Consider the following 15,025-nt stretch of genomic DNA (forward strand, 5'->3'; position numbering starts at 1 on the left):
CCGCCAGCGCCGATGCCGCCGCCCTGCAAGCCGCGCAAGAGCAAGCCGCCAGCGCCGCCAACGACTTCAAGACCGCACTGGGCAAAGCCGGCAGCGCCGCGCAATCGGCCGCCGATGCAGCAGCAGCGGCCGCCGCTGCCGCTGCACAAGCCTCCGCTGGCAAGACCGATGCTAGCCTGAAGCCGGCTGTCGCCGCCGCACCTGCCGCCGCCGACGCCAAGGCCGATACCAAACCAGCCGACGACGCCAGCGCCACAGCCGCTGTCACCGACGCCGCGCCAAAAACCGGCGCCGATGTCATCAACAAAATCGAAACCAAGGCCGCACCTGCCAGCGACGCCCAGCCGCAAGTAACGCAAACGCAGCAACAGCAGCAAGCCGCCGATCCAGCACAGCTGGCCTCGGCGCAGAAAACTACCACCACGGCCAGCGCTGAAACGGCCGCCGCACTGAAAGAAGCCAGCATTGCCGTCGCGCCAACCGCCAGCCACGCCACGCAGGAACTGGCGAAAGCCGCCACCGCCGTGCCGACCGACAAGCTGAGCAGCCGCGTCGGCACCCAGCAGTGGGACCAGCAGCTGGGCCAGAAGATCATCTTCATGGCCGCCGGCGGCGAGCAAAGCGCGACCATGGAACTGAATCCGCCAGACCTCGGCCCGCTGCAAGTGGTGCTGAGCGTGAACAAGGACCAGGCCACCGCCGCCTTTAGCTCGGCCGCGCCGGAAGTGCGCCAGGCGCTGGAATCGGCGCTGCCGAAACTGAAGGAGATGATGAGCGAAGCCGGCATCCAGCTGGGCAGCGCCACCGTCTCGGCCGGCATGTCGGATCAGAGCAACAACAGCTACAGCCAGCAAGCGAGCTCTGCGCAAAGCGGCAGCGGTAACGGCGGCGGTAGCCGTGGCGGCAGCAGCTACGGCCGCGACAGCAGCAGCGACGCCGACATCGCGCGCGCCGCGCCACCAGTGCGCCGTTTGCCAGCCGGAGCGGTAGATACTTTCGCGTAAAAGGGCCGCGCCATCATGTCAAACCGGGACCGGCAACCCTGCCCTCCCGGTTTTGTTGTCTGTTACACTACGGAAACGCCAAGCAGCAGTGGGAAGGCCCCTCTTTTCAGCGGATCCAACTGCGCAGGTACAACCGATAATGACATAATGGCGGCGTGATCCACTCCCGCTGCGTGAAGGGCTATTTTGAAAGCGAACCCAAAAATGAAAGCTGATCAGAAAGTTGAAGCGCCTGCGGGCGGCGGCGGCAAGAAACTGATCATCATTATCCTGGCACTGGTGCTGGTGCTCGGCGCCGGTGGCGGCGGTGCGGCCTGGTTCTTCTTGCACGGCAAAGCCGATGCGGAAGACCATGACGAAGCACCAGCCAAGAAAGGCAAGAAACCGAAGAAACCCGTCGGCCCGCCGGAATACGTGCCAGTCGATCCGTTCACCGTCAATCTGCAGCCAGGCGAGAGTGGTACCGACCAGTACCTGCAAATTGCGTTCACGCTGGAAGTGGGCGGCCTCGAAGAGAAAGAGAACATCAAGAACAATATGGCCAAGGTGCGTAGCCGCATGCTGTTGCTGTTGTCGAGCAAGCACGCGGCCGACATCAACACGCCGGAAGGCAAGGTCCAGTTGGCCAAGGAAATCGTCGCCCAGTTGCGTGAACCGTTTGAAGACCGCGGCTCGCAGCAGGAAATCGAAGACGTGCTGTTCACGTCCTTCATCATTCAGTAATACAGAGAATCACCGAGAATCATGGCTGATAATTTTCTCTCCCAGGAAGAAGTCGATGCCCTTCTAAAGGGCGTCAACGGCGACCAGGACGACGTCGCGGCGCAAGAAGACGTTGCGGGAGTACGAACGTATAACCTGGCGACCCAGGAGCGTATCGTGCGTGGGCGTATGCCGACGCTGGAAATTATCAACGAACGCTTTGCCCGTCTGCTGCGCGTCGGCCTGTTCAACTTCTTGCGCCGTAGCGCCGAGGTGTCGGTCGGTTCGGTGCGGGTGTCGAAGTACTCGGAATTCATCCGCAACCTGGTGGTGCCGACCAACCTGAATCTGGTGCACATGAAGCCGCTGCGCGGCACGGCGCTGATGGTGTTTGATCCGGGCCTGGTGTTCCTGCTGGTCGACAACCTGTTCGGCGGCGACGGCCGCTTCCACACCCGCGTGGAAGGCCGCGACTTCACCCAGACCGAGCAGCGCATCATCCTGCGCATCCTCGACATTGTGTTCGAGGCCTATACCAAGTCGTGGGAACCGGTGTACCCGGTGGAGTTCGAGTACATCCGCTCGGAAATGAATACGCAGTTCGCCAACATCGCCACGCCCAACGAGGTGGTGGTGGCGTCGACCTTCACGGTGGAGCTGGGCTCGGTGTCGGGCCAGATCCACTTCTGCATGCCGTACTCGATGATCGAGCCGATCCGCGATTCGCTGACCTCCAGCCTGCAGGGCGAGGCACTGGAAGTGGACAAGCGCTGGATCCGTTTGATGACGCAGCAGATCCAGATCGCCGAAGTCGAGGTAGTGGCTTCGCTGGGCACGGCCAAAGTCAATTTCGACGAGATCCTGAACATGCGGGTGGGCGACATCATCCCGCTGTCGATCCCGGAATTCATCTCGGCCACGGTGGATGGCGTGCCGGTGATGGATTGCAGCTACGGCGTCATGAACGGCCAATACGCGCTCAAGGTCGAGAAACTGCTGGCCAATACCGATAATCTTAAAAATTAAACCCGGAGAGAATCATGTCGGACAATCAAGACGATCAACCGCTGGACGATGACGATCCATGGGGTGCGGCGATCGCCGAACAGGCGCAAGCCGAAGCAGCTGCGCTGGAAAAGCAGCAGGCTGCACAAGCGGCTAGCGCTGCCGTGTTCAAGGATTTTTCCAGCACCCCCAGCAAGACTGAGACGCACAACGATATCGACTTCATCCTCGATATCCCGGTCCAGCTGACGGTGGAACTGGGCCGTACCAAGATCGCCATCAAGAACCTGCTGCAATTGGCGCAGGGCTCGGTGGTGGAACTGGACGGCCTGGCCGGTGAGCCGATGGACGTGCTGGTCAATGGCTGCCTGATCGCCCAAGGCGAGGTGGTGGTGGTGAATGACAAGTTTGGTATCCGCCTGACTGACATCATCACGCCGTCCGAACGTATCCGAAAACTGAATAAATGAAGCACGGACTGATACCAACTTTCATCATCGCGGCGGCCTTGGCCGCCGCGCCTGCGATGGCCCAGCGCAGCGTGTCGGGCACCATCGGCGCAGCCCACGCGGCCACCGAAGCGCCGGCGACGGCAGAAGCTGCTGTCAGCACTGAAGCAGCACCTGCTCCTGCTGCTGCTCCTGTCGCAGCAGCGCCAGCGCCAGCGCCGGCCCAGCCGAGCGCACTGGCCATGACCATCCCAACGCCGCAAGCCAGCCCGCCATCGGCCGGCGGCAGCTTGCTGCAAACCTCGCTGGCCCTGCTATTCGTGATTGGCCTGATGCTGGGCCTGGCTTGGCTGACCAAGCGTTTCGGTCCTAAAAGCTTCAGTGGCGGCAACAGCAACGTCAAGCTGGTCGGCTCGCTGAGCGTCGGTACCCGCGAGCGCATTCTGGTGATCGAAGTAGGCGAACAATGGATCGTGGTGGGCGCCTCGCCCGGCCGCATGAACGCACTGGCCACCATGCCGCGCCAGGAAAGCAGCGAACCGGTGCAGCCAGCCACCGTGCCCGGCGCCAACTTCGCCGACTGGATCAAACAAACGATAGACAAACGCAATGGCAAATAAGCTGCACGCCAAATCCCTGTTCCTGCTGGCAGCGCTGGCCTTGCCGCTGGTGGCAGGCGCTGACTCCAGCATCGGCATTCCCGCCCTGACTTCCACGCCAGCAGCCGGCGGCGGCACCAATTACACGCTGCCGATCCAGACCATGCTGCTGATGACGGCGCTGACCTTCATCCCGGCAGCGCTGTTACTGATGACCAGTTTCACCCGCATCATCATCGTACTGTCGCTGCTGCGCCAGGCGCTAGGCACGCAGTCCGCCCCACCGAATCAAGTGATGGTCGGCCTGGCACTGTTCCTGACCCTGTTCGTCATGGGCCCGACTTTCGACAAGATTTACAACGAAGCCTACCTGCCGCTACAAGAAAACAAACTCAATATGAGCCAGGCGCTCGACAAGGGCGCCGCCCCATTAAAAACTTTCATGCTCAAGCAAACGCGCGAGGCTGACCTTGCCTTGTTCGTCAAACTGTCGCACAGCCCTGCCCTGCAGGGGCCGGAAGACGTGCCGCTGCGGATCCTGGTGCCGGCGTTTGTCACGAGCGAACTGAAAACCGCGTTCCAGATCGGCTTTGCCATCTTCATCCCATTTCTGATTATCGACATGGTGGTCGCCTCTGTACTTATGTCGATGGGCATGATGATGATGTCGCCGGCAGTGATTTCACTGCCGTTCAAGCTGATGCTGTTTGTGCTGGTGGATGGCTGGCAACTGCTGTTGGGCTCGCTGGCCCAGAGCTTCTACTAGGAGGCCGCAATGACGCCCGAAAGCGTGATGACGATGGGCCGCCATGCGATGGAGGTCACCCTGATGATCGCCGCGCCCATGCTGCTGGTGGCGCTGATCATCGGACTGGTGGTGTCCATTTTCCAGGCTGCCACCCAGATCAACGAGCAGACGCTGTCCTTCATCCCCAAGCTGGTCGGCATTTTTGTCGCGCTGGTGGTGGCCGGGCCGTGGATGTTGTCGGTCATGCTGGACTATATGCGCGAAGTATTTAGCGGCATTCCTATGCTGGTCGGATGATGTTTTATCAATTTGTAACAGTTTCCGATTTAATAAAAAGTTCGTCTACAATGCAGAAAAGATGCCGGACGGAAATGTAACAGACCCTTATGCTGACCGTCTCTTCTGCCGATATCAATATGTGGATAGCCGGGTTGCTGTGGCCGCTTGCCCGCATCCTGGCCCTGATCGCCGCCTCGCCGCTGTTCGGTAACAGCGCAGTACCGGCCAGCGTCAAGATTGCGCTGGGCGTGGCGATTGCCACCATCGTAGCGCCGGCAGTGCCGGCCTGGCCCGCCACCGACCCGATGTCGATGGCCGGCTTGCTGATCGTGCTGCAGGAAATGCTGATCGGGCTGGCGATGGGTTTCAGTATCCGGATTATTTTTGCGGCAGTGGAAATGGCCGGGGAAATTTCCAGCTTGACCATGGGCCTGGGCTTCGCGACGTTTTTTGATCCGACCACCCAGGGCCGCTCGTCGGCCATCAGCCAGTTCCTGTCGCTGGTGGCAACGATGGCGTTTTTGTCAGTGAATGCGCATCTGGTGTTGTTGTCGGCGCTGGTGGAGAGTTTTTCCACCCTGCCGGTGTCCAGCATCCCCATCTACGGCGGCGGCTTCAAGCAGCTGGCCGACTGGGGCGGACGGATCTTCAGCACCGGTGTGCAACTATCGCTGCCGATTGTGGCGGCGCTGTTGATTACCAACGTGGCGCTCGGCATCCTGACGCGCGCCGCGCCGCAACTGAATTTGTTTGGTATTGGTTTTCCGATCACGCTGGGCGTGGGCTTGGTGGTCATCGCCATGACCCTGCCCTACCTCGGGATGCCGATGCAAAACCTGTTTTTGGATGGGATTGAACGGGCGCGGCTGATGCCGCGTACCTGGTCGCAGCGGGGCCCTGTGGCCAAACCGGCAAGCTTGCCGGTTCGGCCTCCCGGCCTGCAGCCATAGGGAAATTCAATAGACGTCTGTGTGTTTTTGGTTTCCATGAGGCAATTAGCCGCGTATCATGGAAGCTTGCCTGGAGAAGCCTGTAATGAGCTCGATCGTACCAACCCTGACCACCGACGACATCATCCGCCTGGGGACGCAGAATATCGCTGCGCTGACCACGGAGGATATGCAGGCGTTCTCATCCGACCAGATCGGCGTGCTCTCCACCAGCAATGTGCGGGCGCTGACCACCAGGCAAATGGCCTTCCTCAGCCTGGACGGCCTGCTGGGCATGACCACCGACGGCATCCAGGCGCTGAAGGCGGCCAACATCACCGCCCTCACTACCGACCAGACCCTGACCCTGAGCACCGACCAGCTGGCGGCCCTGACCACTCAGGAAGCGACCGCGCTGAGCACCCGCCAGCTCAACCTGCTGGCGCCGAGCCAGATCGCCGCGCTGGAAACGGCCGACGTGCGCGCCCTGCTGACCCAGCAAGTGGGCAGCATCAGCTCCGACCAGATCGTCAACCTGACCACTGACCAGCTCACCAGCATGAGCTCGGCGCAGCTGCGCGCCATCAGCACCACCGCGATCACCGGCCTGAGCACCATGCAAGTGGCGGCGCTGGTGTCCAACCAGCTGCAGCAAATTACGACCCAGCAGATCAACTCATTGACAGCGGGCCAGCTGTACTACGTCAGTACTGACCAGATCGCCCAGCTGAGCACGCTGCAAGTGAGCGCGCTGGCCACCAATGCGCTCCAGAACCTGAGCAGCGACCAGTTCGCCGCCTTCGAGACGCGCGACCTGATCTGGCTGAGCAGCACGCAAATCCGCGCCCTGACCTACAACCAGCTGGTGGGCCTGAACACCGACCAGGCGCACGCCCTGCGCAGCAATGAAATCGCCGCCCTGCGCGCCGACCAGCTCAACGTGCTGAGTACCGACCAGCTGCGCGCCTTCAGCTCGCTGGCGCCGCTGACCTCGGCCCAGATCAGCGGCCTGACCTCGGACCAGGTCACCACCCTGGCGACCCAGACCATTGCCGCCCTGAGCAGCGCCCAGCTGGCCGCGCTGAATGCCGACCAGGTGGTGGCGCTCAATACCGACCAGATCGTGGCGCTGAGCACGGCGCAAGTGTCAGCCCTGACCACCGACCTGGTCAGCCAGCTCACCACCGACCAGATCCAGGCGATTGAAACGCGCGACATCCGCGCCTTGAACACGGCCCAGATCCGCGTCATGAATAGCGACCAGCTGCTGGCGCTGACCACGGCCCAGATCTACGCCCTGACCACGATCGACGCCCAGGCGCTGCGCCCGGACCAGCTGGCCGTGCTGACCACCGACCAGATCATCGCCATCAAGAGCCTGCTGCCGCTGACCACCACCCAGATTTCCTCGCTCACCACCGACCAGATCGCCGCGCTGGAAACCAGCGCCATTACCCTGCTCAGCAACAGCCAGCTGGCGGCCATGACCCTGGACCAGGTGCAGGCCCTGACCAGCGCGCAGTTGGCAGCGCTGGGCACGGCGCAAGTGGCCGGCCTCAACACCACCTTCCTGAGCGAACTGACCACGCTGCAGGTGCAAGCACTTGAAACGCGCGACTTCGCCGTCCTCAGCAGCAACCAGGTGCGCGGCTTCACCACCGACCAGATCGTGGCGCTGACCACCAGCCAGGTGGCCGTGCTCAACACCGACGCCGAGAAAGCCCTGACCGTCGACCAGGTCGCGGCCTTGACCACCGACCAGATCGTGGCCCTGAAAACCCTGGTGCCGCTGACCACCGCGCAAATCCAGGCCCTGACCACCAGCCAGCTGGTCAACATTGAAAGCAAGGACGTGATCGCGCTGACCAGCACCCAGCTGGCCGCGCTGACCTCCGACCAGGTACAGGCGCTGAGCTCGGACCAGGTGATCGGCCTGACGGTCAGCCAGTACGCCGACCTCAGCATGAGCGTACTCAACACGCTGACCACCGACCAGCTGCGCCTGATTGAAACCCGCGACATCGGCGCCCTGCGCACCCAGCAACTGGCGCGCCTGTCCACCGACCAGCTGGCGGCCCTGCTGACCGACCAGTTCAACGCCCTCAGCAGCATCGCCGTCGGCGCCCTGACCACCGACCAAATCACGGTCCTGACCACCGACCAGCTCAACGCCATGGCCACCCTGGCCGGCGTGTCGAGCCGCCAGCTGGCTGCTTTCACCACGCTGCAGGTCAGCGCGCTGAGCACCAAAAACCTGGCCGAGCTGGCCAGCAACCAGCTCGGCGTGCTGACCTCGGACCAGACCTTGTCGCTGACCACTGACCAGATCGTCGCCCTGAGCGGCGCCCAGTTCCGCGGCCTCAGCTCGGCCGGCATTGCCGCCCTCAACACCGACCAGATCCAGGCCATCGAAACGCGCGACGTCGCGCTGCTGAACACCCAGCAACTCAACAAGCTGAGTACCGACCAGACCGTGGCCCTGACCACGGCGCAAATCTTCGCACTCGGCACGGCCCAGGAAATCGCCCTGCGCGATGACCAGATCACCGCGCTCAATAGCGCCCAGATCGACGCCCTGCGTTCGCTGGCGGTGCTGACCACGCGCCAGATCCGCGCCCTCACCAGCGACCAGATTGGCACCATCTCGTCCACCGACCTGGTCACGCTGACCACGCGCCAGCTGTCCGCCTTCAGCAGTGACCAGTTGCAATCGCTGGGCACCGACCAGATCATCGCCCTCAACAGCGACCAGATCGCCGCGCTCAGCAGCAGCGCCATCGCCGTGCTCGGCACCGATGCGATTGCGGCGATTGAAACGCGCGACATCCGCGCCATGCGCACCGCGCAAATCGCGCGCCTGAGCACCGACCAGGTGGTGGCGCTGACCACCGGCCAGCTGGCCGCCTTCACCACCGCCGAAGTGCGCGCCCTGACGCCGGACCAGCTGGCGGTGCTGAATAGCGCGCAGCTGGAAGCGCTGCAACTGGCGCCGCTGGTCACGCGCCAAATCGTCGCCCTCACCAGCGCCCAGGTCGCCGCGCTGAGCACGGCCGATTTTGCCGCCCTGCAAACCCTGCAGCTGGCCGCGCTCACCACCGACCAGGCCGGCGCCGTCACCAGCGACCAGATCAAGGGGCTCAACACCGCCCAGCTGCGCGCCCTCAGTGTCAGCGTGCTGGCGGCGCTGGCCACCGACCGCATTGCCGCTCTCAGCAACAGCAGCCTGGCCTCGCTCAGCACACGCCAGATCGCCGCACTGACCACCGACCAGCTGCTGAACCTGAAAACCAGCCAGCTGCGCGCGCTGACCACCCAGGAAATCGCGGCCCTGTCGCAGACCCAGCTGGCCAACCTGAACGATACCCAGATCGACGCCCTGCTGACGCTGTCGGCACTGACCACCCGCCAGTTGCAGGCGCTCAACACCGACCAGCTGTCGCACCTCAACGTCGCCGACCTGCGTTCGCTGACCACGCGCCAGATCAGCACATTGTCGACCGACCAGGTGGCCGCACTGACCACCGCGCAAATCGTTGCCATGCTGACCGAGCAAATCCGCGCGCTGGGCGTGGCCGCCGTGCAAGCGCTGACCACCAGCCAGATCCTGGCCCTGACCGCGACCGAACTGGCCAACATGAGCACGCGCCAGATCGCCGCGCTCACCAGCGACCAGTTGCTGGCCCTGGCCACCAACCAGATCATGGCGCTGTCGACCCAGGAAATCGCGGCGCTGACGCCGGCCCAGAAAGCCATCCTGACCAGCGACCAGATCGGTGCACTGTCGACCCTGGCCAGCTTCTCGACCGCCTCGATTGCGGCGCTGACCACCGACCAGATCATCTCGCTGCAACTGCCGATCTTTGCCGCCCTGACCACGGCGCAAATCGCCTCGCTGACCACCGACCAGGCGATGGTGCTGACCACCAATGAGATCGTTGCCCTGACCACCCAGCAAGCGCGCGCCCTGACCACGCGCCAGCTGCAAGTGCTCAGCACCGACCAGCTGGCCAACATGGAAGTGGTCGACCTGCAAGCACTGACCAGCCGCCAGATCACCATCCTCAGCACCGACCAGATCAGCCACCTGCAGCTAGCCCAGGTGGCCGGCCTGAGCACGCAAATCATCGCCGCGCTGAGCACCCAGCAAGTCCACGCGCTGACCACCGACCAGCTCGCTTCGCTAGTGACGCTGGCGCCGCTGACCAGCCGCCAGATCGGCGCCCTGACCACCGACCAGATCGCCAGCCTGGCCAGCATCGCCACCCTGAAAACCAGCCAGATCGCCGGTCTCACCAGTACCCAGATCGGCGCCCTCAGCACTAACCAGATCGTCGCCCTGACCACCCAGCAAGTGCGCAGCCTGAGCTCGGCCACGCTAGGCGCCATGAGCACCGACCAGATCCGCGCCATCGAGGCGGTCGATATCGCCGCGCTCACCAGCAGCCAGATCGTGGCCCTGAGCAGCGACCAGCTGCTGTCGCTGCAGGCGTCCCAGTTCGCCGCCCTCGGCAGCAAGATCCTGGCGGCGCTGACCACCAACCAGATGGCCGCCCTCAGCACCGACCAGCTCGACTCACTGAGCTCGCTGGCGCCGCTGACCACGGTGCAAATCCGCGCCCTGACCACCGAGCAGCTCATCAGCCTGCAGCTGCCGCAGATCAGCACCCTGAAAACCGCCCAGCTGGCGGCGTTGAACAGCATGCAATTGCAGTCCTTGAGCACCGACCAGATCGTCGCGCTCACCACCCAGCAGGTGCGCGGCCTGACCACGGCGGCGCTGTCGCGCCTGACGCTGGCGCAGACCGCCAACATCGAGCTGGCCGACATTGCCGTGCTGAGCAGTGCGCAAGTGGCCAGCCTGACCACCGACCAGATCGGCGTGCTGACCTTGCAGCAGCTGTCGGCCTTCACCTCGCAGGAAATCGGCGCGCTGACCACCACCCAGCTGGGCGTCATGAGCACCGCCCAGTTTGCCGCACTGGGCAGTCTCAGCGGCCTCGGCACCAAGCAGATTGCCGGCATGTCGTCCGACCAGCTGATTGCCCTTACGCCGGCCCAGATCGCCAACCTGAAGACTGCACAGCTGGTGGCGCTGACCACCAGCCAGCTGCAATACCTGAGCAGCGACCAGCTGCAGGCGCTGACCACCCAGCAGGCGCGCGCGCTGACCACGCGCCAGGTGGCCGCGCTCGGCAGCGACCAGCTGAACGGCATGGAAGACGTTGACCTGCGCGCCTTCAGCAGCGGCCAGATTGCCGCCCTCACCAGCGACCAGCTGATGACGCTGAACGTGGGGCACTACAGCGCCCTGACCACGCAGGAAATCACGGCCCTCACCACGCGCCAGGTCGGCTACCTGAGCAACGCCCAGCTCGATGCGCTCAACAGCATCACCAACCTCAACACGGCGCAAGTGCGGGCGCTGAGCACCGACCAGCTGGTGAATATGTCGGTCGCCACCCTGACCACGCTGAAGACCAGCCAGCTGTCCGCGCTGGTCAGCGCGCAGGCGGCGGGCCTGACCAGCGATCAGCTGGTGGCGCTGTCCACCGCACAAGTGCGGGCACTGGCTACCGGCCTGGTGGCGGCATTGAGCGCCGCCCAAATCATTGCCGTCGAGACCATCGACTTTGCCGCCATGAGCACGGCACAATTGCGCGCTCTGACCACCGACCAGATGCAGGCGCTCACCACCGACCAGCTGCACGCCCTGAACGCGCCGAGCGTGGCCGCCTTCACGGCCACCCAGCTGGGCGTGCTGAGCGTGGCGCAGCTGAATGCGCTGGGCAATATCGCCGACTACACCACGGCCCAGATCGCCGCGCTGTCGACCGACCGCATCGCGGCATTGTCGCAAGCTGATATCGATTCGCTGGGCACCAAACAAATCGCGGCCCTGACCTCGAAGCAGGTCGCCGTCCTGAACGGCACCCAGCTCACCGAACTAAGCGGCGACCAGGTTGGCGCACTCAGTACCAATGCCTTGAAGGGCCTGGACTCTACCAACCTCCAGTACATCGATGCGGGCGACTTCAGTGCCGTGAAATCGGCGCAGCTGCAATCGCTGAATAGCGCCCAGCTGACCGCGCTCAGCACCGACCAGATCGCCGCGCTGACTTCGCAAAGCCTGTCCGGTCTGAAAGCCACCCAGATCCCGGTGATGGGCAGCGACCAGCTGAACGCGCTGACCACCATTTCCGCCCTGAGCACGCTGCAAATCCGCGCTCTGATCAGCGACCAGCTGTCCGGCCTGAGCGTTGGCCAGATTGCCGCGCTGAAAACCAACCAGATCGCCGCGCTGAGCAACACGCAAACGCCATTCCTTACCACCGACCAGATCGTCGCGCTGGAAACGGGCGACCTGATCGCCATGAACACGCGCGCCCTGCAAGCGCTCAACAGCGACCAGATCGCCGCCATCGAAGCGCAAGACTTGTTTGCCCTGCGCTCGGCGCAAGTGTCGGTGTTCACCACCGACCAGATCGTCGCCATCACCAGTGACCAGATTGGCCAGTTCAACACTGCCGCCATGGCCGGGCTGAGCGCCAATCAGGCCAGGGCCCTGAGCAGCGACCAGCTGATCGGCATGAGCGGCGGCCAGCTGCGCGCCCTCAGCACGCTGGCGATTGCCGCCCTCAACACCGACCAGTTCGCGGCCATTGAAGCGGGCGACCTGGTCTCGCTGAGCACGGCGCAAATCGTGGCGCTGGGCACCAAGGACATGGTGGCTATCACCAACAGCCAGCTGCAGTCGCTGACCTCGCAGCAAGTGCGGGCGCTGACCACCGCGCAAATCAATGTGCTGAGCTCGGACCAGCTGGCGCTGATTCCGCTGGGCTGGCTGCCGACGCGCGCCATCCCGGGCCTGTCGACCGACAACCTGAGCGTACTGGACGACACCCAGCTGGCCTCGCTGACCACGGCGCAGATCGCGGTCCTGTCGACCAAGCAGATCACCTCGCTCACCACGCACCAGATCCAGGCCCTGAGCGTGGCCCAGTGGCGCGCCGTCAGCACCAACGCCATCCGCACGCTGTCGTCCGACCAGTTGGCGGCAATGGAGCAGGACGACCTGGCCGGCCTCAAAACCAACCAGTTTGCCGCGCTGACCACCACCCAGATCTCGCTGCTGAGCGTAAGCCAGATGGGCCAGCTCGCCACGGCGGAAATCGCCGCCATGACGCAGCCGCAGATCAAGTCCCTGAGCACCGACCAGCTGGCCGGCCTGAGCTCGCTCAATCCGCTGACCACGCTGCAATTCAGCGGCCTGACCAGCGACCAGCTGCAATCGCTGGACGCCGACCATATCGCCACGCTGAAAGTGGCGCAAGTGGCGTCGCTGACCAAGGCCCAACTGGCCATCCTCGGCACCGCGCAAATCGTCGCCCTGACCACGGCGCAAACGCGGGCCATCGCGCTGACCTCGCTGACTGGCCTGGGCTCCGACCAGCTGCAAGCAATGGAAATCGAAGACGTACAGGCGCTGTCCAGCGTGCAGATCGGCACCTTCACCTCGCTGCAATTCGGCGCCCTCACAGCTGACCAGCTGGCGGGCCTGAAAACCAGCCAGATCTTCGGCCTCACCGCCAACGACATCAAGGTCTTGAGCACCGACCAGCTGAACGCGCTGGCAACGCTGGGCACGCTGAGCGACGCGCAAGTCAAAGCCCTGACCACCGACCAGCTCAACGCGCTGGACGACGACAGCTTCACCTCGCTGCGCTCGGCGCAAATGGCGTCGCTGACTGCGGCCCAGGTGGCCACACTGTCGACCAACCAGCTGGGCAACCTGACCACCCAGCAAGCGGCCGGCCTGACGCTGAAGGCACTGACCACCGACCAGATCTCGCTGCTGAGCGCAACCGCGATGGCCGGCCTGAGCTCGGCCCAGCTGCCGACCCTGACCACCGCGCAAATCGCGGTACTGACGGCCGACCAGCTGAATGCGCTGTCGACCAAGGCGCTGCCGTCGCTGGTGGCGATCCAGATCAGGGCCTTGACCACCGACCAGCTCAACAGCTTGAGCAATATGAACAAGCTGACCACCACCCAGATCGGTTTCCTCACCTCGGACCAGATCGCCACGCTGGACGACACTCTGTTCGACACCATCAGCACGCGCCAGTTGACGGCGCTGGTATCGGCGCAGGCGGCCGGCCTGACCACCAACCACATCGGCACTTTCAGCACCGCCGACATCCGTGCGCTGGACATCAAGGTCTTGAATGCGCTCAACACCGACCAGGTGGCGGCGTTCGACGCTACCGACATCGGGGCGCTGTCGTCGACCCAGATCAACGGCCTGAAAGCCACCACCATGGCCGAGTTCAGCGTCGACCAGGTGGGCGCCTTCACCACCCGGCAACTCAGCACCATGAGCAACGCGGTGCTGAAATTCATGAGCACCGACCAACTGGCCGGCCTGACCATGGCGCAAGTGACGGCGCTGAGCGCCGCCCAGAAAGCCGCGCTGACGACCGACCAGCGCGCCGTGCTGACGGCCAGTCCGCTGATTCTGGATCTCAACGGGAATGGCGTCAGCACGCTGAGCATCACGGCCGGGGTGCAATTCGACATCCGTGCCAACGGCCAGAAAGTCAACACTGGCTGGGTCGCACCAGGCGACGGCTTGCTGACACTGGACCGCAACGGCGATGGCGTCATCAACGACGGCAGCGAACTGTTCGGCACTGCCACTGCCAGCAGCAACGGCGGCAAAGCGGCCGACGGCTTCGCCGCGCTGGCCGAGCTCGACACCAACCACGACGGCGTGATCGACAGCAAGGATGCGCAGTTCGGCAACCTGCGCGTGTGGGTGGATGCCAACGCGGACGGTGTCAGCCAGGCGGACGAGCTGAAGACGCTGGCCTCGCTCAACATCGCCAGCCTGACGGTGGCGGCGCAAGCGAGCACGGTGATCGACCAGGGCAACTGGGTCGGCCTGCAGTCGAGCTACACCAGCACCGACGGCAGCACGCATGCGCTGGCCGACGTCTGGTTCCAGGCCAGCCACACGTCCTCGCTGACCCAGGCGATCAGCAGCTACGCGCAGCAGGCAGACAGCAGCAATAGCACTGCCGCCGGTCAGCTGACTCAGCCTAACAACAGCCTCAACAACAGCGTCGCCGCACTGGCCAGCCAGATGACGCAGTACCAAGCCACCACGCCGCTGAGCGGCGCCGCCACCGCCCAGCACGACGACTGGCTACGCAAGCAAGCCAGTACCGCCCAGGGCATCCTGGCAGCGAAGTAACGCAAAGCAATTCAGGGTCAGCTCTGTCAAATGGACATTTTGTCCATTTGACAGAGC

Annotated in this window: 9 protein-coding genes; all 9 read left to right on the forward strand. The window is 63.9% G+C overall.

Annotation, left to right across the window (positions count from 1 at the left end; all coding sequences use genetic code 11):
* Positions 1-1,004: flagellar hook-length control protein FliK (locus tag GTP46_RS15025; protein ID WP_202414287.1), on the forward strand; the 1,004-nt coding region annotated here is incomplete at its 5' end.
* Between the two features lie 204 nt (positions 1,005-1,208).
* Complete coding sequence (gene fliL / locus GTP46_RS15030) at positions 1,209-1,727, forward strand: flagellar basal body-associated protein FliL (protein ID WP_161007457.1); 519 nt, start codon at positions 1,209-1,211, stop codon at positions 1,725-1,727.
* A 21-nt stretch (positions 1,728-1,748) separates the two neighbouring features.
* Positions 1,749-2,732: a flagellar motor switch protein FliM gene (gene fliM, locus GTP46_RS15035; RefSeq protein ID WP_161007458.1), complete on the forward strand. Its 984-nt coding sequence runs from the start codon at positions 1,749-1,751 to the stop codon at positions 2,730-2,732.
* A 14-nt stretch (positions 2,733-2,746) separates the two neighbouring features.
* On the forward strand, positions 2,747-3,181 hold the full coding sequence (gene fliN, locus GTP46_RS15040; protein ID WP_161007459.1) for a flagellar motor switch protein FliN: 435 nt from the start codon (positions 2,747-2,749) through the stop codon (positions 3,179-3,181).
* On the forward strand, positions 3,178-3,780 hold the full coding sequence (gene fliO / locus GTP46_RS15045; RefSeq protein WP_202414288.1) for a flagellar biosynthetic protein FliO: 603 nt from the start codon (positions 3,178-3,180) through the stop codon (positions 3,778-3,780). Before fliN ends, fliO begins: the two co-directional genes overlap by 4 nt.
* Complete coding sequence (gene fliP / locus GTP46_RS15050; RefSeq protein WP_161007460.1) at positions 3,770-4,525, forward strand: flagellar type III secretion system pore protein FliP; 756 nt, start codon at positions 3,770-3,772, stop codon at positions 4,523-4,525. Before fliO ends, fliP begins: the two co-directional genes overlap by 11 nt.
* A 9-nt stretch (positions 4,526-4,534) precedes the next feature.
* Positions 4,535-4,804 (forward strand): flagellar biosynthesis protein FliQ, encoded by a 270-nt coding sequence (gene fliQ, locus GTP46_RS15055; RefSeq protein ID WP_161007461.1) that lies wholly within the window; start codon positions 4,535-4,537, stop codon positions 4,802-4,804.
* A gap of 89 nt (positions 4,805-4,893) precedes the next feature.
* Positions 4,894-5,736: a flagellar biosynthetic protein FliR gene (gene fliR, locus GTP46_RS15060; RefSeq protein WP_161007462.1), complete on the forward strand. Its 843-nt coding sequence runs from the start codon at positions 4,894-4,896 to the stop codon at positions 5,734-5,736.
* A gap of 85 nt (positions 5,737-5,821) precedes the next feature.
* The gene (locus tag GTP46_RS15065) at positions 5,822-14,968 is read left to right on the forward strand and encodes a beta strand repeat-containing protein (protein ID WP_229258959.1); all 9,147 of its coding nucleotides are present in this window, start codon (positions 5,822-5,824) and stop codon (positions 14,966-14,968) included.
* Positions 14,969-15,025 lie beyond the last annotated feature (57 nt).

This window comes from Duganella flavida (assembly GCF_009857445.1).
GTDB classification, from domain to species: domain Bacteria; phylum Pseudomonadota; class Gammaproteobacteria; order Burkholderiales; family Burkholderiaceae_D; genus Rugamonas; species Rugamonas flavida.